This is a genomic window from Photobacterium kishitanii (assembly GCF_000613045.3).
Classification (GTDB): domain Bacteria; phylum Pseudomonadota; class Gammaproteobacteria; order Enterobacterales; family Vibrionaceae; genus Photobacterium; species Photobacterium kishitanii.
The window spans coordinates 1,137,605-1,162,648 of record NZ_LN794353.1; the positions used below are offsets into that span (position 1 = coordinate 1,137,605).

The following is a 25,044-nucleotide window of genomic DNA, read 5'->3' on the forward strand; positions in this document are numbered from 1 at the left end:
TTTATTTGATATAGAAAAAACTCATTAAATATAGACGGTCACTCCCTATGTCTTATGCAGGAATAAGGCTAGCCGTTATTTATACTAAAATTAATTATAAATATTATAGGAATAACCATGAAGGTAATTGAAGGCGCCATCGTAGCACCAAATGCAAAAGTTGCCATTGTAATTGCACGTTTTAATAGTTTTATTAATGAAAGTTTATTATCTGGTGCGCTCGACACATTGAAACGTCAAGGTCAGGTTAGTGATGATAATATTACAATCATTCGTTGTCCTGGAGCTTATGAGTTGCCTCTTGTCGCTCAGTTAACGGCCAAAAGTGACCGTTACGATGCAATTATAGCCTTAGGTTCTGTCATTCGTGGCGGAACGCCGCATTTTGAATACGTAGCCAGTGAGTGTAACAAAGGTCTAGCACAAGTCGCGTTAGATTATAATATTCCAGTTGCTTTTGGGGTATTAACCGTTGATTCAATTGAACAAGCCATTGAACGTGCAGGTACTAAAGCTGGTAATAAAGGAGCAGAAGCTGCCTTAAGTGTACTTGAAATGGTTAATATTTTGGCTCAAGTTGAATCTTGATAGAAAAGAAGCAGCAATATAATGAGAATATGATTTTACCATCGTAATTATTATAAAACTGTTTACTAAAATTAAACTACGAGTGTTTAATTACACTCGTTTATAAATATATTTACTTAACGATAATTAAATAATATATAAGTAATATTAGCTGATTAAGTTTGTTGTTATTGAGAAAAAATAAATGCTTCTTTATTTTACTTAGAAGTATTTAAGAAATATTTAGGAATGTTATGGTCAATGTTAGGGAAAGAGTATCCTTAAAAGTGGGTATTAATAGTAATGCTCCTGCTGAGTTGCTTTCGTTTAATGGCCTTGAATCGGGTAAAGAACATATAGCGCTCATTTTTAAAGATGCAGATAAAGCTTTGGTTCCTTTAGTTCGTATGCACTCTGAGTGTTTAACTGGTGATGTTTTTCATTCATCACGCTGTGATTGTGGAGAGCAGTTAGATGAAACCATTGAAATAATGGCTGAGCTAGGTGGAATTATTTTGTATCTACGCCAGGAAGGCCGTGGGATTGGACTTTATAATAAGATCGATGCTTATAAGCTACAGAGTCAAGGTATGGATACTTATGAAGCGAATAATCATTTAGGTTTTGATGATGATTTACGAGAGTTTTCTGAAGCTGCTCAAATGCTTACAGCTCTTGGTATTAAGGATATACGCTTAGTAACAAACAATCCTAAGAAAATCTTTGATTTACAGCAAAATGGTATAAATATTGTTGAAGTTGTAGGCACTAAAGCTCATTTAAAAGAAGGTAATGAAGGATATTTAAAAGCGAAAGCTTCTCATGGCCACCATTGCTTTAATTTTGATAAATGAATATTGACCCTTTTTATGAATAAAATTAGCCCGCTTTTTATCGGGCTTATTTTATTTAAAACATATAAATTAGATTAAGTTTATGCGCTTAAAATGGTATTAAGATCTGCCTCTGGGGTTGATATCGAACGCATATCAAATTTTTCTGCAATAATAGCGAGTAGGTTATCTGTTAAAAATGCAGGTGCAGTAGGGCCGGTGTAAATACCTTTAACACCAAGTGCAAACAAGGTTAGTAGAATTACAATCGCTTTTTGTTCAAACCAAGACAGCACTAAGGTTAGTGGTAATTCGTTAATGCTACAATCAAATTCATTAGCTAATGCTAGTGCAAGTTGAATCGCTGAATAAGCATCATTACATTGGCCCACATCGAGTAGACGTGGAATACCATTAATGTCACCAAAGTTATTTTTATTAAATCGATATTTACCACAAGCTAAAGTTAAGATTAGTGAGTCTTGAGGTACTTGTGCTGCAAAATCAGTGAAATAACTACGTTCTTCTTTAGCACCATCACAGCCACCAACAAGAAAGAAGTGGTTAATATTACCTTGCTTAACTTGATCGATAACGGCTGGGGCAGCATTCATTAGAGCATTACGACCAAAACCGATAGTGATCATATGTTCGATTTCTGTGTGCTGAAAGCCATCTAAGGCTAAGGCACAATCAATCACTTGACTAAAATCATCGCCTTCAATATGTGCTACACCTGGCCATGCTACGATACTGCGAGTAAAGATACGATCTGCATATTTACCTACATTCGGATTAATTAGGCAGTTTGAGGTCATTACTATCGCGCCAGGGAAGTTGGCAAACTCAAGTTGTTGATTTTGCCATGCACTGCCGTAGTTACCGACGAGATGTGGATATTTCTTTAATTCAGGATAACTATGGGCAGGTAACATTTCACCATTAGTATAAACATTAATATGTTTACCTTCAGTTTGTTGCAAGATTTTTTCAAGGTCGTGCAAGTCATGGCCTGAAACTAAAATACACTTTCCTTGAATAGGTTTAACGTTCACTTGGCTTGGTAGTGGATGACCGAAAGTGTTGGTTTCGCCTAAATCGAGCATTTCCATCACTTTGTAATTCATCAGACCAATTTCCATTGAACATTCAAGTAAAGCATTAAGATCGGTTGGATCCGTACCTAACCAGCTCATGATGTGATGATATTGAGCATAAATAGCATTGTTTGTTTGCCCTAATACACGTGCATGCTCCATATAAGCAGCTGCGCCTTTCAGGCCGTATAGACATAATAAACGTAAACCAATAACATCTTCATTAATCGTTTCATAACCGCGGTTAACCGCTACTTGTGGCGCGAGCGTTAGGATGGCATCGATAGTATTCGGTAATGTAAATTCAGCCACGGTAGGTAGGGTTGGTAATGGTTGCTGCGCTAGTGTTGTTGCTGCTATTACTGCTTGTTTGAGACGAGTTTTATAATTTTCTGCGAGGTTAGCTAAAGCTAAAATACGTTCACGATCAAAGTTGACATTGGTTAAGGTTGCAAAAAATGCGCGTGGTGCCCAATGGTTAATTTCATCATCAATAATATCAAACTTATGCGCTAAATCGGCCCAATAAGAAACACCTTGTAGTATGTAAACTAACACATCTTGTAGGTCTGAAATTTCAGCGGTTTTACCACACATACCTGTGGCATAAGCACAGCCTTTCTTTTTAGGGGCTTCAAGGGTTTGTTCACATTGAATACAGAACATCAAAAAATCTCCAGTGTGGTGATTATTGTTATAAATAATAATTAATTCATCACCAAGCAGTAACTATGCCAATTTTTAAGTTTATGTTATATAACAATTTTATCGTTGGCATGGATTGTTTTGATGTCAAATACACATCTGGCGGGTTGTGTTTATGACATCATTTGCGCGATAAATCTTACTTAATACCGAGCTTTTTACCCATACGGTAAAGATTGCCACGATCCGTTTGTAAAAAAGTGGCAGCTTGGGACCAATTGGTATTTGTTTTTTCAAGTGCATGCTCAATAAGTTGTTTTTGATATTGCTCGATTAGTTGTCGCATTGGCTGGGAGTGAGATGGAAAAAATGGTGATGTGTTTTTAACATCATTGGTCAGGGGGATATCGAAATAGTGACTAGCTATCGTATGTTGGTTATCTTGAATTGCGCGTAATGCTGCACGCGTTAAGGTGTGCTCTAATTCACGAATATTCCCCGGCCATTGTTTCGTTTCGAGCATACTCAAGACACTAGGTGATATATGAAGGTTAGGAAGATTAAATTGGTGTCGAACTTTTTCTAGCAAGTAGCCAGCAAGAACCGGAATGTCATCGTGGCGTTCACGTAATGATGGCACAAAGATAGGAAATACATTGAGGCGATGGTACAAATCAGCTCGAAAGTGACCGAGTTCGACTTCTGTCTCTAATTGACGGTTAGTGGCAGTAATAATGCGGACATTGACATGCAAATGCTGATCACTACCGACGCGTTGGAGTTCACCTTGCTGAAGTACACGCAGTAATTTCGCTTGTAGTAAAAGAGGTAATTCGCCTATTTCGTCTAAAAATAAGGTGCCACCATCAGCGAGTTCAAATTTACCCGCTCGATGGTTATTGGCTCCAGTAAACGCGCCCTTTACATGGCCAAATAATTCGCTTTCCGCTAAGCCTTCAGGTAGAGCTGCGCAATTAATATAAATCATTGGTGTGTCTGCGCGCGAAGATTGAGCATGAAGGGCATGAGCGACTAATTCTTTACCTGTACCTGTTTCACCACTGATTAATACGGCATAGTCAGATGTGGCAACTGTAGCGATATTGGTGCGTAATCGTTGCATGGCTTGACTAATGCCAACCATCTCACCTTGTTGTGAGCGTGCTTGTTGGATCAACGTATCGGTTAGTGATTTTTGTTTTTTATGTTGATCTTTAAGGGCATTAAATTGGGCTATATTGCGTAATGTTGCAGCAGCTAGAGCGGCAAATGTTTCAATGGCAACTGTTTCTATATTATCAAATGCGCCTACTGTCAGTGAATCTAGCGTAAGTACGCCGACGAGTTGTCCCTCAACGTATAAACTACAACCAAGGCAATCATGAATATCAATGGCTTGATTTTCATTTAATAAAAGACCGTCAAAAGGATCGGGTAGTGCACAATCGGCATCAAACCGTAGCGGATGTTTAGTGGCCATTATCGCTTCTAAGCGTGGATGGGCTTGCGGGAAAAAACGTCGACCGAGAACGGCTGGAGATAAACCTTTAACTGCAACAGGAATTAACAGCCCTTGTTTATCGAGTACAAATAAAGCACTTGCATCGCAGGGAAATACTTGATCAATACCATCAATTAAATGTTGATAATGCTGATCACTGGCGAGATTAGCACTAAGATTAAGGGCAATATTAAGTAATACATTATTGAGTTTTGAATTCATAACAACCTAGCTAATGTGAGTTATTCTATGTCAGCAATATTGATGTCTTTATCACATCACAGCTTGGATGGTGATTCTTTATTTGAAAACAATAAAAAATAAAAAAGATGGATCTGAGATCCATCTTTTAAGTTGAGGAGGTCTGCTGATTATTGCGCTTGCCAAATTCGTTGACACTCAGCACTACCATTAGCAGCAATCGGTTTTTCAAATAGCCATTGCAGCGGTGCAACTACAGGACTCGTGGTGAACCGAATTGAGGTTTTAAGAATGGCTGATAATGGTACTTCAAGATTAAATTTGTCAAACGTTCCGTGAACTTCAATCGGAGTTTGTAAACTGAATATTTGTGCTTTTTTGGATTGCGGTGATAAATATAAATTGAAATCACGTTTCTTATAGCTAGCATCAAATGCGCCATGAACTTGAATTCGTGAAGTATCAAGCAGTAAATCACGTTGTTTCATGTTGCCATTATGAATATTAAAGCCGCCAGCGACGCAATTTAGTACTGAGTTATCTTTAGTGGTAAACGTTGGCAATACCGCATCAGCTAGACTGACCGCCCACAGGTCAATTAAGTTTGCTTGAAAGGCTTTAGGCCATGCTGCAAATCCAATAAAACCGTTGGCGTTATTCATTAAGCTTTCAGGTGTGTTAGCAATACTACTGAGATTAAATTTAGCGCTGATCTTACCGTGCATATCGGTTTTGGGATCGATACGGCGGGCAATAATGCCATAGTCGAAATTTTTAACCAGTCCATTAAGTTTAATCGCAAATTTATCACCCTTAGCGACAACGGAACCATCAATATTGATATCACCGCCAGGTAACTGGATATGTAATGGTTTCAGCGTTAGTAGACCATTATTTAAGGTCCAATCTAATTTACCTGCGCCTAACCAATCTTTGCCTGAACGTACGTTACCGACATTAAGTTTAAAAACAGCGTTGAGTAAATTTAATCCTTGTGGGCTAATTGCGTCGACAGGTTGATGATTTGAGGCAATCACTTGCTTCGACTTTTGATTCTCTGGTAGCCATGCTTGCCAGTTTTTAAGTTTGAAATCGTTGATCTGAATAAAAGGTGCATTAAGGACCAATTTCACATCGGGGCGATTGCGGCCATCACCTTTAAGCGGAGGTAAGAAATCACCATGGCCTTTAAGAGTACTACTACCAACGTTGATTATCATGTTACGTAGGTGGTAACCAATTTTATCCATAGATAGCGATGCCGCGACTTTAACTGGTCCATAAGGCGGTAACTTTATACCGGTAAAGTCATCGAAGCGATTTAAGTTTGGCGTAGTGGCTTCAAAGGTAAGATTGAGTTTTTTGGGATCAATCGGTAACACAACTTGCGATTGGGCTTTAAAACTAATCTCGCCAACATTTGCACTGAGCTTAACCGGAATCGATTTACGGCCATCATTGGCTTGTTTTAACGATACTGAATCGAGGTTAATCGCAACGGGTTTATTGGCTGCTCGTCCATCAAGTGTGAGGTGAGTTGCTGTATTTGGACCTGTAACGAAATGACCTTGATTAAGGATTATATTAAATGCTTTACCAGTGTAACTATCGGCAAGTTTTAATTTACCGCCATTAAGCTGAGCATCAATCTTTGCCTGTTCCATTAATTCTAACAGTGTGCGTCCTGATAACGACACTGCAAGTTTGGCACTATCTAAACTCATGCCTAGATTATTAACAATATCAAATTGGTGTAAAATGCGGCCAATGTTTGGTTTATTGACTGCTAAATTTAATTGTGAATTAATGAGTTGATTATTAATGTTAAACGCAATATCACCATGATAAACACTCCCTGCATAGCTAGCACTAAAAGGCGATTTACTTAGTTTTCCGTCACGTACTTTGCCTTTAAATGCCATATTATCGACTTGTTGTTTCGCCCATAGCATCTTATTGACGTGCAAATTAACATCAGCATCTGCAATAACGACTTTATTGCTCAAAATCGGTACATCAAGGTTAACGCCTTGGGTCGGGACTGTTTGTTCAACTTTCGGCAAAGCTGCTTTATCAACAAACTGACTAAGCTGAGTAAAATCAAGGGTGTTAAATTGGCTGTTAAGTTTTAAAAACTGATGGCCTTGTTGTGGTCGCCACTGTAAATCTATTTTTCCCTGACTATTCAGTAAGGTTACATCAGGAATCGCAAGATCCAGCCACTCACCGGTATTTGTTAGCTTACCCGTGAAGTTAATTTTGCCATGCATAGAAGCACGAGTACCTAACCATGGACTCAGTTTGCCAGCATCATTACTGTGGACGTTGAGATCAAACCAACTACCTTGTTGCCAGTGCGTATGAACTAATTTTCCTTGGGCTTTGATGTCGATCACTGGGCTTGAAAAGTGCAGTGATGGGGTCCAATCTCGATGATTAATAATGTCTGATAATGTGCCAGCCTTAGCAGTAATAGTGACGGGGATATTCATTATCTTACCGCTAACATTAGAGCTGAAAGGTTGTTCCATACCTGAGTGTAGCTTGGCTTTATCAATTGCAAATGAAGCTTTAGCGCCCCAGTCGACATTGGCATCATTAATCGTGAGCCCAAGTTGGCTATTATCTAACCATTCTTGTAGTTTTGTTCCTTCAGTCGTTAATTGCAGTTGAGCATTTTTAAGATGACCCGTTGCGTTAGGTAAACCTGAGATCCAGCCTGCCATTTCGCCTAATTGTGAATCTTTAGCACCTAAGGTTACGTCAACTTTAGATGTCCATTCAGTAGCATCAATACTGGCGTTACCTTTAAATGCTACATTGGCAATATTCGCTGCCATTGGTGCAGATAACTTGCCTTTTTCGCCATCAATATTGAGTGAGATAGTATTAACGGGAGTACCGAGTCCTTTAATCTCACCAATCTTCAATGCGAAATGAGTACGGGTTTTTACCAACCATTGGTCTAATGCTTTTTGTAGTGGGGATTGTTGTGCTGCTGCATACATAGAGGCACGCATCATTTGTGGCTGTGGTTGTAGCCATGGACGAAGATCGATTTCGGGAATATCTAACTTGCCATTAATGATATTTAATTGCTGTGCATTCTGTGCAAAACGAACGTTAATATGCCCATTAGCAGAGGTAATGGGGCTACGAACTTGTATATCTTTAAAGGCAAAACCTTTATTTGATGCACTGAGTTCTGTAGTAATAGATAAGGGAGCAACATGTTGTAAATCAAGATCTAACAGACTCGCAATTTGATTAGTATCTTTCCAATTTAAACTTATATTTGCCGTCGAATCATCACCGCTACTGAATGGCGTAATGTTGGCATCAACATCTAATTCCGCACCAGCAAAGCTGCCTTTTGCAAATAATTGACCGTGTTGATTATTAATTAATTTTTGCAGGTCACCCGTCAGTGAAAGGTTATATTCGCTACCCATGGCATCACCTTGAGCGACTAATAACCATTTATCAGGCTTGGTAAGTGCAAGATGATCGAGGTAACCATCGTAATAAGTGTTTTTAGCTTGATCTTCATAATTAACACGAACTTTTTCGGCATTGATGTTATTACTCAATACCAGTTTAAATGCTGTTGATGATGATGGCTGCTTTGACGGTGTCGGTTGTTTTTTAAATACCCAGTTTTCATGACCTTGTTGATCACGAAGTAAGTTTAAAGAAATATCTTTAAGATTAAGATAATCAATTTTGAGGGTGTTTTGCAGTAATGGTAATACCGAAATTTTAGCAGCAATGTAGCCTGAACTTAGCATTGGCTGCCATGGCATTGATTTAAGGTTGGCAATAGTCACATCGCTTAGCTCTATTTCAGGGCTAAAGGAAAGTGTTAATGCCATACTGCCTTTAATATCAGTTTTGCGGTCAAGAGTCTTAGTTAACCATTGATTAATTTCACTACGATGAGTACTTAGATCAAGTTTAACACCATAAGCGAGTACACCCGAGATCGTGACGATAGGCGTTAACAGTGCAACTATTGTCCATACTGCTACTTTTTGCAGTGTCTTTTTTTTGCGAACAGTAGGTGTGGTTTGGGGGGTATCTTGTGTCATTACTTATTCAGTTTCTATCCGTGGTCATGAAAGATAAATCCAGCAGTGATTATGAGTAAAAGGGTGATGTTTTACTTAGTTTATTGTTAGCGCTGGAACGGTATATTATGAGATCTATTATACAGTGTGACATTCCGCAATGTCTGTGGTTCCATTCATTTTTCGTATTTTCATTGCTAAAAATGCATTGTTAGTGGATTTTTAACGAAATATGTCGGCATACCTTAGTTATTAATTGGTTAAGTTGTTAATTATCGATTGACGAGCTATGCATTATAACTGAGTGTGATACTGGCTTTGGTGAGTTAATGCCATAAATAAGAGGTCAGTTAAGGTCTGCTGCGCTGCATGTGATGCAATTGAATAATTGTGTGGTTGATATTGGCTATGATTCGATGTTTCGATTGCTAGTGTATCAAGAGAAAATTGTGCTAATTGCCGTAACGGAGTGGAGTGGGGTGACGTTAAAGCAATTAATGTTGCGCCTTTCATTTTTGCACTATGAGCGGTAAGTAATGCATCTTGATGATTACCGTCATAACAAATATGACATTGAATATCGGTTGGGCCAAGGGTCTTTGCGATATCAATTTGGCTCCGACTGTCTTGTTCTGCAATAGCCATCATGCCAAGTGTGAGTAACTTAGTACTGAAATCTTTAGCGATTATGGCGGAATGACCAAAACCGACCAGTTGAATACGTTGTGCATTGATAAATAAAGCAATGATATTTTTAAGATTTTGCTCATCAATTGCATTCGTGGTTTCAATAATGGCATCTGTTTTTTGATGCGCTAATTTTTGGGCAATGGTTATTAATGTATCACTATGGCTAATTTGGTTTTGTAATTGTTGAGGATCATTACCAATCGCTTGCTGGCGAGCTAATTCTTCTTTTATGGCATTTTTGAAAGCAGGAAAGCCAGTAAAGCCGAGTTTTTGGGTAAATTTAACAATACTCGATTGGCCAACGTTCGCTTGTTGTGCGAGTTGGAGAGAAGACAATGACACGACTGCTGCGGGTTGTTGTAATATTAAGGCGGCAATTTTTTGTGCACTCGGTGATAGTTGCGATTTTATATTAGCAATTTTAGCGATAATGGTCATAGCGTTATTATCTGTCGATAGTTATGTATTTATCATAAGCGATAGTAGCTGATAAAAGCATGATTTTTCTCTTCTCTGTGTAGCAATGTATTTATCGCTATATTTTGATAGTTATAGCAGCGACTACTGTTGTGTGTCGGTGATTTTCTTACGAATAAATTCAATAACGTCAGAAAGGTTTGGCACTAATGATGGTTGCTTTTTCCATATACAACCGACATTCATGGTGGGTAATTGTTCATTAAGTGGGCGGCGAATAAGACGACGACCTTCTAGTGAGAATTGGCGATAGACTAAATCAGAAAGAATTGTCACACCTTGCCCCATCGCAACGAGGCTACGAACAGATTCTAGTGAGCGACTGTGAAAGTGAATATTAGGTGCTAATTGTGATGCTTCCCAGTAGGCGGCCGCATTAATAAGATGTTCGTCCATATCTAATAAAATAAACGGCTGCTGAGCGACATCTGCTAAGGTGATCGTTGTTGAGTATTGCAACGGATTTTCGGGGTCAAGCCATAGATTGCGTTCAGAACGTAACATTATCTCATAATGTAAATGCGTTTTTTCCTGTAGATTAGAAACAATAATAATGCCGAGATCGAGTGTATCGGTAAGGAGTGCTTGTTCAATATCTGCTCTATCGCATTCATGGATGTTAAATATAATATTGGGAAATTGCTTACGAAGTGCAGGAAGTAATGTCGGGAGTAGATATGCCGAAAAAGTTTCGGTAATGCCTAATCGGATTTGTCCTGTCATGTCTGCTGGTGGCAATACAATGCTTTCTACTGCATGTTCAACATCGTTTAGAATGTTACGAGCTTTTATAACAAATACTTCACCCGCAGCGCTAAGGTCGACACCTTTAGCATGTCGAATCAGTAGCTTGCAGTCTAGTATGTGCTCGAGTTTTTTTAATGCAATCGTCATTGATGATTGCGACACATTACAACGTAATGCCGCTCGAGAAATTTGCCCTGTTTCAGCTACTGCCACTAGGTATTCCAACTGACGTAAAGAAAGTGGATGGCTCATATTGTTTTTATCTATATTGGTTGTTAGAAAATATATATTAGCAATATTGGTGGTGGGTTTATACATTGGTCTTATTGTGTACCCAAGAGATCTATTTGTTTATGTCGATAGAATATAAGAAAGGTTATTGCTCATTATGTCGTTCTCGTTGTGGGACGATAAATCAGGTTAAAAATGATAAATTAATAAAAGTTGAGCCTGATCCTACACATCCAACAGGAGCTGCGATGTGTATGAAAGGGCGTGCTGCTCCTGAGTTAGTTCACAACCCTAATCGTATTCAGTTTCCGATGAAAAGGACGACCCCTAAAACAAATCCAGATCCTGGCTGGCAACGAATTTCCTGGGATGAAGCATTGGATATCGTCTCTGAAAACCTCACTAAGATAAAAAAACAAAGTGGTGCCGAGGCTGTCGCATTTGGAGTAACAACCCCCAGTGGTACGCCAATGTCCGATAGTATTGATTGGGTAGAGCGCTTTATTCATGCATTTGGTAGCCCAAATATTTGCTATGGCACCGAAGTGTGTAATTGGCATAAAGATCATGCTCATGCTTTTACTTTTGGCTGTGGAATGCCAATTGCTGACTATAGCAATGCAGATTTAATTATGTTGTGGGGACATAACCCTACCAATACGTGGCTCAGTCAAGCAAATGCTATTGGCGAAGGGCGTAAACGCGGAGCGCGAACATTAGTTATAGATCCTCGCAAGACGCCACTCGCTGCTAGTGCTGATGTATGGCTGCAAGTAAAGCCAGGCACAGATGCTGCTGTTGCAATGGGATTAATTCAGTTAATGATTACTGATGATATGTTTGATCAATCGTTTGTTCGTTGTTGGACTAACGCGCCATTTTTAGTACGCAGTGATGATCAGACATTATTAAAAGCGATTGATTGTGCCGAGATAACAATTGCTGATGGTGATTATGTGGTGTGGAATACCCAGCAGCAGCAATTAATGTCTTATAACAGTGATCTGGTGATTGCAGATAATCTTGGTGCAGAATTAGCGTTATCAGGCCAATATCCGATCCTCTTAAAAGATGGTACCACTGTTGTTTGTCAGCCCTCCTTTTCTTTGCTTAAACAAGCATGTGAGTATTACACCGCTGATCAAGTAGAAGCTATTTCCGGTGTAAAGGCACCAGATCTACTCAAGGCTGCCAAGTTAATTGCCTCCAGTCATCGAGTGGCTTATCACGCATGGACAGGTATTGCCCAGCAGTTGAATGCCACCCAAACTGAGCGTGCAATTGCGATTTTATACGCTTTAACGGGAAGTTTTGATCAGCAAGGAGGAAATCGTCGTTATACACAACCGCCAATTAATAAAATGAATGGCTTGGATCTTATGACTAAGCAGCAGCGAGCTAAAGCCTTGGGGTTGAAAGAGAGACCGTTAGGGCCAGCTAAACAGGGCTGGATTGGTACGCGAGATATGTACCAAGCAATCATTACAGCTAAGCCTTATAAGGTGCGTGGTTTTGTTGCTTTTGGCGGTAACTTGTTATTAAGCCAAGCAGATACTGAGCTTGGTATAGAGGCCTTTCAGCAGCTTGAGTTTCATGTTCATTGTGATTTATTTGAAACTCCGACAACCCGATATGCAGATGTACTATTACCCGTAAATACGCCATGGGAGCGTGAAGCGATTAGAGCTGGATTTGAGATTAATGCCGAGGCTGTTAGTCATATCCAATTGCGACAACAAATGGTGACTAGCCGCGGAGAAGCTAAATCAGACACTGAAATTGTGTTTGCTCTGGCAAAAAAATTAGGTATGGGGAATGTTTTTTTTAACGGTGATATAGAAGCCGCTTGGGATCATATGTTGCATCCATTAGGTTTGACTGTCGCCCAACTTCGAAAAAAACCTGCCGGCATAAGCTTCCCTTTGCAGCAGTCAACTCTGCAATATCGCCATCTTCATCAAGGAAAAGTGAATGGTTTTGATACGCCATCAAAGCGGGTCGAAATTTATTCTGAAACGTTACTTAATGCAGGTTATGCGCCATTACCAGAAATAAAGCAGGCTAATGCCGTTGATGTAGCCTTGCCGTTGCTATTGACTTCCGTTAAAAATGGCTATTACTGCCACAGCCAACAGCGTAATTTAGTTTCATTACGTAAGCGTGCACCATTACCGATGGCTTTTATTAGTCGCTCGGTGGCGACAAAGAAGGGGATTAATAATGGTGATTGGATAATAATTAAAACAGCAGAGGGGCAAGCGCATTTTTGTGTCTCAGTAGACCCTGATTTAGAGGATAACGTAGTGGCTGCCGAATACGGTTGGTGGCAAGCATGTGATGATATTGGTCGTGACGGTTTTCCTGTTTCAGGTTTGGGAAGCAGTAATTATAACCGTCTTATCAGCGCTAGAAAAACCGATGCTATTAGTGGCTCTGTACCAATGCGAGTAGGTTGTTGTGATATTGCATTATCAACTGAACTTGTGAGTAATAGGCGTCCATGGGCAGGAAAGATTGCCTTTGTTATCACTAAAAAGAAATTGCTTACTAATGGGGTGATGGAGATAACTTTTACGGCGAATGATAACCGTCAGCTCCCCGATTATCTTGCAGGACAGCATATTAGTTTATGTGTTAATCAAGGGACGGCGGCGGAAATTACTCGAGCTTACTCTTTAACGGGGGCTGCTCAAGTTGCAGATCGCACCCGTTATACGATTGCTGTACGACATCAAACAGGGAGAGATAAACAAGGAAATATCGTTGAGGGTAAAATGTCGAGCTACCTTCATCAGCATTTACAGCAAGGCGATATTGTTCATTTGAGTGCACCAAGTGGTAATTTTACTCTGCCGCAGAAGATTGATTATCCAGTAGTCATCTTTGCTGGTGGTATAGGGATCACTCCGTTTATTAGTTTTCTAGAATCGATTTCAGAACCCGAGACGATGCCTGAAGTGTGGCTATATTACGCTAACTTAAATAGTGACACACATGCATTTGCAGACAGACTGAATACGTTAGCTCATCGAATGCCAAAATTGCATGTTATTAACCATTATAATGATCCTCTGCCACGGGATAACAAAGGAGAAGATTATGCAACGAGTGAACTTATTACAGCGGCAGTAGTCAATGATACTTTACTTGAACAGCGCGCACGATTTTATTTGTGTGGACCTGAACCGATGATGCAAGCAATTACTGAGCAATTGATTGAACGAGATGTGGCAAAGTTTGATATTTTTAGTGAAGCTTTTCAATCTCAGTCAGTTGTTAAAATAAAAACTAATCAGCAGTTTAAAGTGAAATTCTTACGATCTAAAAAAGATGATGTAACTTGGACTTCTGCTGATGGTTCTATTTTAGATTTTGGGGATAAAATGAAAATTGCGATGCCTAGTGGTTGTCGAGTAGGGCAATGCGAAAGTTGTGCCGTTCGTATTGTTTCAGGACAAGTAATCCATCTTAATGGCAAGCAACCTGAAGATCCTCAAATGTGTTTAGCTTGCCAAGCGATACCAACGAGTGACTTGATCTTAGATATATAAATCGAGCAGCTATTTGAAATAAATAATGAAAATTGTTACTCAAATAACAGTATTTATCGATTATGCTATCGATAACGTTATAGGTATTAGAGAATTACAATGAAGATTGATTTAACGCATTTAGTCACTGAGAGTCGTAACAGTGCTAGCGAAGCGATAGATACTTTGTCTACGCTAGATATGCTGAAAGTTATCAATGATGAAGATAAAAAAGTGGCGCTGGCTGTAGAACAAACATTGCCAGCCATTGCACAAGCTGTTGATGCTATTGCTGCTGCTTTTCAAAATGGTGGCCGATTGGTTTATGTTGGTGCAGGTACTTCTGGCCGATTAGGCATCCTGGATGCAAGTGAGTGTCCGCCTACATATGGCAGTGCTCCAGAACAAGTTGTTGGTTTAATTGCTGGTGGCCATCAAGCTATTTTAAAAGCGGTTGAAAATGCCGAAGATAATATAGAAATGGGTGCTGAAGATTTAAAAGCAATTAATTTTTCAGCGCGTGATGTTTTGGTTGGTATTGCTGCTAGCGGTCGGACACCTTATGTATTAGGTGCAATGGCTTATGCGCGTTCAGTTAATGCTATTGTTGCTTGCGTAAGTTGTAATCCGCAAAGTCCCATGACGGCTGCAGCTGATATTGTGATCACTCCAGTTGTTGGTGCTGAAGTTGTGACTGGATCTTCTCGTATGAAAGCAGGCACAGCACAAAAATTAGTCCTGAATATGCTAACTACCGGCGCAATGATCCGTATTGGTAAAATTTATGGCAATTTGATGGTAGATGTTGAGGCCACTAATGCCAAACTGGTTGAGCGCCAAAAAAATATTGTGATGCAAGCAACTGAGTGTGATCGTGCACAGGCTGAGGCTGCATTAGATGCGTGTAATGGTCATTGTAAAACTGCAATTGTGATGATATTAACGGGAGTCAATAATGTGACAGCGAAAACACTTCTACAGCAAAATAATGGTTATATTCGGTCTGCAATTGCGAAAAACTGTTAAGTAATATCATTGTTAATGATAAACACACACCAACACGTGGTGTGTGTTTTATTTATTAACTAACATTATTATATTTTTGTGTGTGCTTATGCTGTACTACAGATTGTTTGTTAGAATTATCATTAAATCTACATAAACGCAAAGAAATAACTAATGCGGATGAAGACAATATAAATAGTACTAGTAAAGAAGTCATACTGTAATCAAAATACTTATATCAGGAGTAGTATCGATACAATATACAGAGACAGTCGTCCTATTGTTATCGTTATGTCAGATCTGCTATATAGCGAGTAAACATTTTTAAAATAAATGTTGAACTATTCGTTTATAGTAAATAAACAATGTATTAAATAATTGAATTTATTTTAAGTGATTAATATTTATTTGTTTTTTATATGGCATTTTGCCATGTGTGATTTTTTATCTATTTTATATTAATTTGATTTATTTTTAATTTAATACTTTATTTATACCAAAATTTAAAAGCCGCTATAAAGCGGCTTTACTGGGTTACATCGATTCAAATTCTTTTTGAAAATTGAGTACTTTTTCTAAATAACGGCGGGCTTCTGCTTTGGGGTGCTTATTGGTTAATGCCCAATAAACCTGATTGGGTTGTAATTGATTGATATCTTTCATTGCTTGTTTTCGATCAGTATCAAACGTTGCCAATACGCCACCAGTGCCGCCATTATAAGCTGAAATCATAGCGTAGTCTTTTGTCACTGGATGCTGGACTTCTTTTAAGTAACGGTTTTTTAAAATATAGAAATAGGCAGTGCCAGTATCAATATTATTTGCGGGATCAAATAAATATTCTTTTGTCGGAATACCTGGCTTGTTTTTTACCAGATTAAAGACATCTGCACCTGCAGTTTTAGGAATAACCTGCATTAATCCATAGGCGCCAGCATGACTAACTGCGAATGGATTAAAGCTACTTTCTGTTTTGACGATGGCATATATTAAATCTTCATCGATATCGTAACGTTTGGCTGCTTGACGTATAAGATCTGCATATTGATATTCACGTTGCTCAAGATGATCATTTACCATATCAATTTCAACATAATACGCAGTGCCATGCTGGAGTTTCTTTGTTTTAAGTTTATTAGCTATCAGATAGTCAGCATATTTACCCGCGCGCCAAGGCCATTGAATATTTTGATTTTCATGATCTTTTACTTGGCCTAATAAAAAAGGTTTACCATTTAATGGGATTGACTTATCACTAAAAATATCAACTTGAGATGGATCTGCTGGCATTAATAGGGTTTCTTCAATCGCTTTTTTAAGCGTCGCTTCTGGAGCATAATTCGCAACCGTAGATACATAAATCTTACCATTGTCAAAATCAATATGCGCTCGTGTACGGTAGCCATCAAAATATTTCACATAGCGGTGTTTACCTGCTTGTAAATAATCTTTGTCACCCCATTGCTTTTTGACTTGGTTCTCGAGGTATTTGAATAATGCTTGACGTTGCGCTTCAGTAAGAGCGGTATGATTGTTATTACTATTATGGTTGTGGTTACCATTATGGTTACTGTTATGATTATTATTGCCAGCATTAGTCGAAGGCGCGCAATTATAAATACAATCAGGTGTCGGAGATGATGAACATGATACGGTTAATAAACAAGCAGTGACCGCGAGCCAAGCCTTTTTCATTATGATCCCTAATTATTTTGAACCATGGATCTGCTTTGAAGGTATCAATAGCATATCTATGATATTTGATGCTAAATGTCATTGATTTTAGAGGGATTAGTTTACCTAAGCTATAGCGTTTATTGATGTAATTTTTTTAATGGTTACGATGAATTATTTTAATCATAAAAGGCGTTATTTATTAATAACTATCACCTATTGAATTAATAGAAAACTAATATTGTCTTTATCTCTTTTAGTGCTATAAATTATCTAAATAGAATAAACGAGCTGGTCAACTACGATGGGTAAATCTAAAGAATTAGATTTTAAATTTATCCATAAAAAGAACGTTACTATGTTTTTTGATTACGCTATGTTTATAAACAATATGATATTTAATGATTATCAATAATCATACGAACAATTAGGATAATAATAATGTCAAAGTGCCCTTTTAATCATACACAAACCGTTAATCCATCCATTAACCCAGGTAATGGTACTTCTCCAAGTGATTGGTGGCCAAATCAACTTAAATTAGGTTTATTACATCAACACAGTAGTGAATCAAATCCAATGGGTGCAGATTTTGACTACGCAGCTGCATTTAAAACATTAAACCTAGAAGCAGTTAAGCAAGATCTTCGTGATTTAATGACTGATTCTCAAGATTGGTGGCCTGCAGACTTTGGTCATTATGGTCCTTTCTTTATTCGTATGGCTTGGCATAGTGCAGGTACTTACCGTACTTCTGATGGTCGCGGTGGTGCAAGTACTGGTAACCAACGTTTTGCACCATTAAACAGCTGGCCTGATAACGTTAACCTTGATAAAGCACGTCGTCTAATTTGGCCTATCAAGCAAAAATACGGTAATAAAATCTCTTGGGCTGACCTAATTATCCTTACAGGTAACGTTGCTCTAGAATCAATGGGCTTTGAAACAATCGGTTTTGCTGGTGGTCGTGTTGATATCTGGGAACCTGAGCTAGATGTTTATTGGGGTAAAGAAAAAACGTGGTTAGCTGATGATACTCGTTATGAAAAAGATGACGCAGTTCGTGAATTAGAAAATCCATTAGCAGCTGTTCAAATGGGTCTTATTTATGTGAACCCAGAAGGTCCAGATGGTAACCCAGATCCATTACTTGCGGCTGATGATATTCGTCAAACGTTTGCTCGTATGGCAATGGATGATGAAGAAACTGTTGCACTAATCGCTGGTGGTCACTCATTCGGTAAGACTCACGGTGCAGGCGATGCTGCGCATGTTGGTGCAGAACCTGAAGCTGCTGCTGTTGAAGAACAAGGTTTAGGCTGGTCTTCAAGCTACGGTAGTGGTAATGCTGCTGATACAATTTCAAGTGGTCTTGAAGTTACTTGGACAACAACACCAGCAGAATGGAATCATACTGGTTTCTTCCATAGCTTATTTAGCCATGAGTGGGAATTGGAAAAGAGTCCAGCAGGTGCACATCAGTGGATCGCTAAAGACGGTCGTGATGAATACCCTGATGCATTCGGTGATGGAATGCACAAAGGTACAATGTTAACAACAGATATCTCACTACGTGTTGATCCTGTTTATGCTGAAATCTCACGTCGTTTCTATGAGCACCCTGAACAATTTGCAGCTGCATTTGCTCGTGCTTGGTTTAAACTTACTCACCGTGATATGGGTCCTCGTGCTCGTTACTTGGGTTCTGAAATTCCAACTCAAGAGTTCATCTGGCAAGATCTGATCCCTGCAGTTGAATATGATCTTGTTAATGATGCAGATATTGCAACATTAAAAGAAGAAATCGCAGATTCTGGTCTATCAGTACGTGAGCTTGTATCAACAGCATGGGCATCAGCATCAACATTCCGTGGTTCTGATATGCGTGGTGGTGCTAACGGTGCACGCGTTCGTCTAGCACCTCAGAAAGATTGGGAAGTTAACGAGCCAGCTCAACTAGATAAAGTACTAACTGTACTTGAATCAATTAAGGCTAACTTTGCGAAAGAAATTTCTCTAGCTGACCTGATTGTACTTGCAGGTGGTGTTGGTATTGAAATGGCAGCGAGAAAAGCTGGCCGTGATGTATCTGTACCGTTCGCTGCTGGTCGTGCGGATGCAACTCAAGCACAAACTGATGTTGATTCATTTGCAGTACTTGAGCCTATTACTGATGGTTTCCGTAACTTCGAAAAAGCGAAGTACACTGTTGCAATGGAAGAGCTATTACTTGACCGCGCACAGTTGCTAACTTTATCAGCACCTGAAATGACAGTGCTAATCGGTGGTATGCGTGTTCTTGATACTAACTATCAAGCTAGCGAATTCGGTGTATTCACTGATCGTAAAGAAACATTAACTAATGATTTCTTCGTAAACCTACTTGATATGGCAACAGTATGGAAACCAACATCTGTTGACCAAGATATCTTTGCTGGTACTGATCGTAAGACAGGTGAGCAGAAGTGGATGGCAACACGTGTTGACTTAGTATTTGGTTCTAACTCTCAACTACGTGCAATCGCTGAAGTTTATGCGTGTGCTGATGCTGAAGATAAGTTCATTAATGACTTTATCAATGCGTGGGTTAAAGTAATGAATGCTGACCGTTTTGACCTTAAAAAATAAGGTTACAGCTCAGTAGTATCACTACTCGATAATATTGAATGAGAGGCGCTGATTATCAGCGCCTCTTTTTTTATGGGTATTATTCCGTTATTGTCCAACTCCCCCCATCATTCCCTGCCTATAGTGAATGCGAACCATCCTCCGTCATTCCCTACAGTGAGGTTACGAACGAGATAGGGAATCTATTATCAGCTTGTTGTATTGGAAAAAAGTCAGTAATTAAAAGATGAGCCCTCGATTTTGTGATTTATCTTGGATGTTAAATGTAATAAACCATCAGAGTTATAATTTTTTTGTATTATTACGTGAAGAATATGAACATATTTTCCAAAGAATAAATGCAGCTAAGTTTTTAATATAATAAGTTGTTGTGGGTTTGATAATATCTGAGGGAGATAATTTAAATGGTGAAGATGATTGAAGAAAAGAAACGTGGATTTTGGCTAACGGCATTTTTGGCGTTCATGATGGTCATAAATCTTTTGTCTGTCTTTGTTTATTTTTTAAATCCAGACATGATTATAACTGCATTTCCAAAGACATCTTTAGGGGTAGTTTATCTGTTAGGAGGTGTGTCCTTATTTAATGTATTTTTAGCTATTAGCATATGGATGTGGAAAAAGATAGCGATATATGGGTTTTATGCTGTTGTTATATTTGGTGTTTTAATGAATTTGTATATTGGTGTTGGGCTCATTGGTTCACTGTCTGGTTTAATGGGAGGTATTATTTTGTTTTTAGTAACAAAAAACAAGATGCAATATTTCGTATAATATTTTTGCTGGTGTCTTTAATGCTCAGTGGCACCGTAAATAGATCACGGATAGCTCATGCTTCGCTTTCGAGATGACGGATAATAACCAATGTCATCTTTTATGAAAACCATTACATTTAGTTACACTTGTTGTGTTTTCAACTATCGTATTTATTGCTTAAATACAGGCTCATTCTTTATTGAGGTATCAAAACACATATGGACGACCCCTCGAGTTGTTCTTTAATTCCTAACTCCTCTTCTATGGAGTTTGTTCAATGCTAGAATTATTTCTTCAACCTGAAGCGTTAATGATCTTTGCGACCCTATTTGCACTGGAAGTGGTATTAGGTGTCGATAATATTGTATTCATTTCTGTACTTTGTGAACGTTTACCATTACATCAGCGCAAAATGGCTCGTAATATTGGTATAGCGTTAGCTGTTGCTGCTCGTATCGGACTAGTATTCTCTATTAGTTGGGTAATGTCATTAACACAACCATTAGTGAATGTGTTGAGTTATGATTTTTCTGGGCGCGATTTGATTATGATTGGTGGCGGCGCATTCTTATTAGCGAAAAGCTTAAAAGAATTGTGGATGTGCTTCAGTCATGCTCATCATCAACAAGCAAGTACAGTGAGAGCGGGTATTGCGCTAGTATTATTGCAGATTGTTGCAGTTGATGCAGTGTTCTCAATGGATTCAGTAATCACTGCGGTTGGTTTAACAAGCGAAGTTCCACTTATGGTTGCTGCTATTTTGGCATCGGCTGTGATTATGGTGCTGTGTGCTGAGAAAATTAACGATTATGTGATGCGCTACCCTGGGTTGAAAACGTTAGCACTACTGTTCTTAGTTATGTTGGGCGGTATGTTAATGGCTGAAGGTTTTGCAATTCACTTGAACAAAGGATATGTGTATTTCGCAATGGCTTTTGGTTTAATTATTGAAACTTGTCATATTTTGCTTAAGAAGCAGAATAAGAAAATAATTAAACGTGTCTATCCACAACAATGTGGTTGGGCAATCAAAGCGAAGTAAGCTTCAAATAAAAAATAGTGCTAATACCGTTCACCCTAAATGGACGGTATTAGTTTCATACAATATCCATATAGCCACATTTTCTCCATCAATATTCTAATCGCTAAAAATAAAATCCGCATACTCCCTTAAGTGAGACACTATTCCTAACGGTATGTATTGATATAGTTAAATCATGTATTGGTTTAAAATATAGCGAATGCTGAACCATCATTAATACTAAAAACAGTTTAGTCCAGATCTTCTACCATCAATATATTTTCTTTTTAATTTTCCCTTTTAAATTGTATTTAAATTTATAACATTACGTTCAATGAACTGAGAGTAAATATCTTCCTCTATGATTTGCAGGTTGTGTACAGAGTTATCATTCTTTTTATAAGAATCAGAGTAAGAAAAATCGATAAACGCTCACGTTATGAAAAATTATGACAATTGATTAAATAATAACCCTTGAATTATTTGCTTTCTGATACCATTTAATGATGATATATCAATATTTTTTGATTATTAACTCAAAGGAAAATGAATATGTGGACTGTTGATCAATTAGTAGAAATTTTAAGTAAAAATGATCAGTGGAAAATTGAGCAAACGGATCAGACGATTATTATTCGTAATCAAGATGGTGTTTCAGCTTATGTGGCGCTTGCCGGCGAGCAAATTTTGGTGGAAGCACCTCTATTTCCAATGGCGATGGTTACTGATGTAGTAAAGCTTAATGATACGATTTTACGTACTCATGAAATGTTTCCATTGACCAATATTTCGATCCATACAGTTGATGGTGATGATTATTATATCGCATTTGGTAGTTTGAGTAGCCAATCTAAGCAAGAGAGTATTTTAATTGAAGTAGCAACATTATTTGTGAATGTTGAGGGCTTTCTTGAAATGTATCAACCATTATTAACCGAGGCGTAATCCATGAGTGTATTTAAAAAATTGTTTAATTTAGTGCGTGGTTCGGTGAATACCGCTGCAGAATCTGTTGCTGACGCTAATGCTATTACGATTTTGAATGAAGAATTACGTCAAAGTAAGGTTGAGTTGCGTAAATCGGATGAAGCGCTGGTTTCAATTATCGCAAAACGTAAGCTCTCACAACAAAAAGTGAATAGCTTTGATGCTAGCATTAATGAATATGAAAAACATGCTCGTACAGCAATGGAAAAAGGCCAGCAAGAGTTAGCGCTTGAGTGTGCACAAAAGGTCGCTGAGTTACGCAGCCAGCAATCTACAGAGCAAGCATATTGTGATGGATTTTTAAAATCTGAAACAACGATGAAAAGTAAAATTGCTCAGGCAAAAGAACGCTTACGTCAAATCGAACAACAGGTTGATGTTGTTGCGGCGCAAGAGAGTGTCATTAAAGCGCAAAGCTCTGTGGCGGCCGCTAATGCAGGCAGTAATAGTAAAATGAGTACCGCATTAGATTCTCTAGATCGTATTAAAGCGCGTCAAGCAGAAGCCTCTGCTAAGTTTGAAGCGGCAGAAGAGCTAGAGTCTGAGTCTTCATCATCGTCATTAGATAAAAAGTTAGCTGAGGCGGGTATTTCAAAATCAACGTCATCAGCAGAAGATGAGCTTGCTCGAATTTTGGGTAAATAACGTCATTCCTTGTGCGTCTTTTTTATACCTTTTATCGTGAGGTAAAAGGTATTTTTGGTGTTTATATGTTCGATTTTTTTAAGAAAAAACCAGTAGAGAAAAAGTCTCTCATTCCAGAAGTTCTTGGGTTGAGATTAGGCGGCGTCATCGAATTAGATGCGTTAAAAATGAAAATCATTGAACCAGATCTAACCATTTCTGGTGCAGCAAAAACCCAATTAATTCAGGCTGTCGGTGTGGTGCAGTTAGATAATTCGACGCGATTGATTCGTTATTACACTGATGATGAAGCGATGGTTCAGGTTTTGATGAATGGAGAGTCGGATGCTGATGTGCAGCAGTGCATGCTTTCTTATTATTATTCAACGACCCCGATTGATACTGATATGCGCTGGAATGAATGGTTATCAAAAGGTGTTGTAAAATCACATTGGGATCTTGATGGTGTTAATTTTACAAAGTTATGGGAAAACGAATTACCTGTCGCGATGACAGAAACAACATGGACTTCTGAAACTGAGTGTAGTCGAACGGATCAATTTGTGATGTTGTATAGCCGTGACGTAAACGCAGATTTATGTGAAGTGTTGATCGTGTCAGCAGAAGAACAGGTAGTTAATAATAGTGTTGATCGTTGCTTGGTATTAAGTACGGCATTTGAGCTACAACCAAGTGATTTTACAGTTAATTAAAAATACAAGGAATAGTAGATGTCGGATTTAATGGTGAGTTTATCGACCCTCGGTGATTTTGGGTTGTATTTTGGGATCTCTTTAATTTTCTTGGTCGTTTTTCGTTTTATTTTCCCACTAGTGACGCCTTATAAAGAATGGGAATTGATTAAAAGTGGTAATGTAGCGGCAGCTATTGGAATGGGTGGTTCGTTTATTGGATATGCCCTTGCTGTTAGCTCTGCGATTTCGAATAGTCAAAGTGTGTTAGATTTTTCTGTTTGGGGTGTTGTAGCACTCGTATCACAAGTGATAGCGTATTTTATTATTCGTATTATCTTCCTTCCTAAAATTGCTGAGCGTATTGAACGTGATGAAGTGTCTGCAGGCGTTATTTTAGCGTCTATTGCGATTGCTGTTGGTTTGTTAAATGCTGCGTGCATGACGTATTAATGACTTTGAGGATTATATTATGAAACGTAGTAGTAATATTCATCGTAATCAGATGCGTAAATCGTACCAGTATCAGAATTGGGCTCCGATCACGATAGTTGCTTTAGGGGCAACCATAGTGTTAGCTGGCTGTAAGGATAACGAAACGTTAGCGCAAACCCAATATGATTCCTTACAAGATTGTATTAATGCTGACAGTTCCAACCCCAAACAAGTAGAAATGTGTGCAACGGCTTATCAACAGGCTGTGGATGCTGCACCAAAGTTTGATTCAGAAAGTGATTGTCAGTCTTCTGGCACTGATAATTGTCGTCAGATACAAGGCAGTAATAACACGAGTTATTGGGTTCCGGCACTTGCAGGTTTTATTGTTGGACGAATGATGGACAATGGTCGTCAGTATTCATCTCAGCCCATTTATTATCCATCCTCAAAGCGAAACTCTGATATGGGTCAATGGACTCAGGGTCGCTATAAAGAATCGACATCTCAGAATTATAAAAGCAAATATAAAAATGAAAAACCTGCTGTTAGCCGTACAATTTCACGCGGTGGTTTTGGCTCTAAAGCGAGTGCAAAATCGAGTTGGGGTGGTAGTCGTGGCTGGGGTGGTTAATTA

General features: G+C 38.6%; 18 protein-coding genes. 12 read left to right on the plus strand and 6 right to left on the minus strand.

Annotated features, from left to right (window positions below):
• Nucleotides 1–117 precede the first annotated feature (117 nt).
• Nucleotides 118–588 carry a 6,7-dimethyl-8-ribityllumazine synthase gene (gene ribH, locus PPBDW_RS20385; RefSeq protein ID WP_036792161.1) on the plus strand — a complete coding sequence of 157 codons (471 nt, stop codon included), beginning with the start codon at nucleotides 118–120 and terminating at the stop codon, nucleotides 586–588.
• Between the two features lie 233 nt (nucleotides 589–821).
• Complete coding sequence (locus PPBDW_RS20390; RefSeq protein ID WP_036792164.1) at nucleotides 822–1,421, plus strand: GTP cyclohydrolase II; 600 nt, start codon at nucleotides 822–824, stop codon at nucleotides 1,419–1,421.
• A gap of 80 nt (nucleotides 1,422–1,501) precedes the next feature.
• Here the strand turns inward: PPBDW_RS20390 and hcp are convergent, their stop codons facing one another.
• From hcp to PPBDW_RS20415, 5 genes are all read right to left on the minus strand, one after another.
• Nucleotides 1,502–3,163, minus strand: a complete 1,662-nt coding sequence (hcp, locus tag PPBDW_RS20395; RefSeq protein WP_036792167.1) for a hydroxylamine reductase — start codon at nucleotides 3,161–3,163, stop codon at nucleotides 1,502–1,504.
• A gap of 178 nt (nucleotides 3,164–3,341) precedes the next feature.
• Complete coding sequence (norR, locus tag PPBDW_RS20400; protein WP_036792170.1) at nucleotides 3,342–4,865, minus strand: nitric oxide reductase transcriptional regulator NorR; 1,524 nt, start codon at nucleotides 4,863–4,865, stop codon at nucleotides 3,342–3,344.
• A 149-nt stretch (nucleotides 4,866–5,014) separates the two neighbouring features.
• Nucleotides 5,015–8,932, minus strand: a complete 3,918-nt coding sequence (locus tag PPBDW_RS20405) for an AsmA family protein (protein WP_036792177.1) — start codon at nucleotides 8,930–8,932, stop codon at nucleotides 5,015–5,017.
• 273 nt (nucleotides 8,933–9,205) lie between these two features.
• Nucleotides 9,206–10,039 (minus strand): MurR/RpiR family transcriptional regulator, encoded by an 834-nt coding sequence (locus PPBDW_RS20410; protein WP_036792180.1) that lies wholly within the window; start codon nucleotides 10,037–10,039, stop codon nucleotides 9,206–9,208.
• Nucleotides 10,040–10,162: 123 nt separating this feature from the next.
• Nucleotides 10,163–11,077, minus strand: coding sequence for a LysR family transcriptional regulator (locus PPBDW_RS20415; protein WP_036792182.1), 915 nt, complete (start codon nucleotides 11,075–11,077; stop codon nucleotides 10,163–10,165).
• Between the two features lie 101 nt (nucleotides 11,078–11,178).
• On the opposite strand from PPBDW_RS20415, the gene PPBDW_RS20420 reads away from it, so the two are divergent.
• Nucleotides 11,179–14,607 carry a molybdopterin-dependent oxidoreductase gene (locus PPBDW_RS20420; protein ID WP_036792184.1) on the plus strand — a complete coding sequence of 1,143 codons (3,429 nt, stop codon included), beginning with the start codon at nucleotides 11,179–11,181 and terminating at the stop codon, nucleotides 14,605–14,607.
• 99 nt (nucleotides 14,608–14,706) lie between these two features.
• The gene (murQ, locus tag PPBDW_RS20425; RefSeq protein ID WP_036792186.1) at nucleotides 14,707–15,612 is read left to right on the plus strand and encodes an N-acetylmuramic acid 6-phosphate etherase; all 906 of its coding nucleotides are present in this window, start codon (nucleotides 14,707–14,709) and stop codon (nucleotides 15,610–15,612) included.
• A gap of 513 nt (nucleotides 15,613–16,125) precedes the next feature.
• On the opposite strand, the gene mltC is transcribed toward murQ, so the two are convergent.
• Nucleotides 16,126–17,286 carry a membrane-bound lytic murein transglycosylase MltC gene (gene mltC / locus PPBDW_RS20430; protein WP_036792188.1) on the minus strand — a complete coding sequence of 387 codons (1,161 nt, stop codon included), beginning with the start codon at nucleotides 17,284–17,286 and terminating at the stop codon, nucleotides 16,126–16,128.
• Nucleotides 17,287–17,706: 420 nt separating this feature from the next.
• Between mltC and katG the strand changes: the two genes are divergently transcribed.
• The 8 genes from katG (at nucleotide 17,707) to PPBDW_RS20470 (ending at nucleotide 25,041) form a co-directional block, all read left to right on the plus strand.
• Nucleotides 17,707–19,893 carry a catalase/peroxidase HPI gene (gene katG, locus PPBDW_RS20435; RefSeq protein WP_036792190.1) on the plus strand — a complete coding sequence of 729 codons (2,187 nt, stop codon included), beginning with the start codon at nucleotides 17,707–17,709 and terminating at the stop codon, nucleotides 19,891–19,893.
• 404 nt (nucleotides 19,894–20,297) lie between these two features.
• Nucleotides 20,298–20,666 carry a hypothetical protein gene (locus PPBDW_RS20440; RefSeq protein WP_036792193.1) on the plus strand — a complete coding sequence of 123 codons (369 nt, stop codon included), beginning with the start codon at nucleotides 20,298–20,300 and terminating at the stop codon, nucleotides 20,664–20,666.
• A 259-nt stretch (nucleotides 20,667–20,925) separates the two neighbouring features.
• The gene (locus tag PPBDW_RS20445) at nucleotides 20,926–21,690 is read left to right on the plus strand and encodes a TerC family protein (protein ID WP_036792195.1); all 765 of its coding nucleotides are present in this window, start codon (nucleotides 20,926–20,928) and stop codon (nucleotides 21,688–21,690) included.
• Nucleotides 21,691–22,221: 531 nt separating this feature from the next.
• Nucleotides 22,222–22,614: a DUF2170 family protein gene (locus tag PPBDW_RS20450; RefSeq protein WP_327082933.1), complete on the plus strand. Its 393-nt coding sequence runs from the start codon at nucleotides 22,222–22,224 to the stop codon at nucleotides 22,612–22,614.
• 3 nt (nucleotides 22,615–22,617) lie between these two features.
• Nucleotides 22,618–23,301, plus strand: a complete 684-nt coding sequence (locus tag PPBDW_RS20455) for a PspA/IM30 family protein (protein ID WP_036792198.1) — start codon at nucleotides 22,618–22,620, stop codon at nucleotides 23,299–23,301.
• 65 nt (nucleotides 23,302–23,366) lie between these two features.
• Entirely contained in the window at nucleotides 23,367–23,993 is a 627-nt protein-coding gene (locus tag PPBDW_RS20460; RefSeq protein ID WP_036792200.1) for a YjfK family protein, read from the plus strand.
• 18 nt (nucleotides 23,994–24,011) lie between these two features.
• Nucleotides 24,012–24,425, plus strand: a complete 414-nt coding sequence (locus tag PPBDW_RS20465) for a DUF350 domain-containing protein (RefSeq protein WP_036792203.1) — start codon at nucleotides 24,012–24,014, stop codon at nucleotides 24,423–24,425.
• Between the two features lie 19 nt (nucleotides 24,426–24,444).
• Nucleotides 24,445–25,041, plus strand: coding sequence for a DUF1190 domain-containing protein (locus PPBDW_RS20470; RefSeq protein ID WP_036792205.1), 597 nt, complete (start codon nucleotides 24,445–24,447; stop codon nucleotides 25,039–25,041).
• The last annotated feature ends 3 nt before the right edge of the window (nucleotides 25,042–25,044 follow it).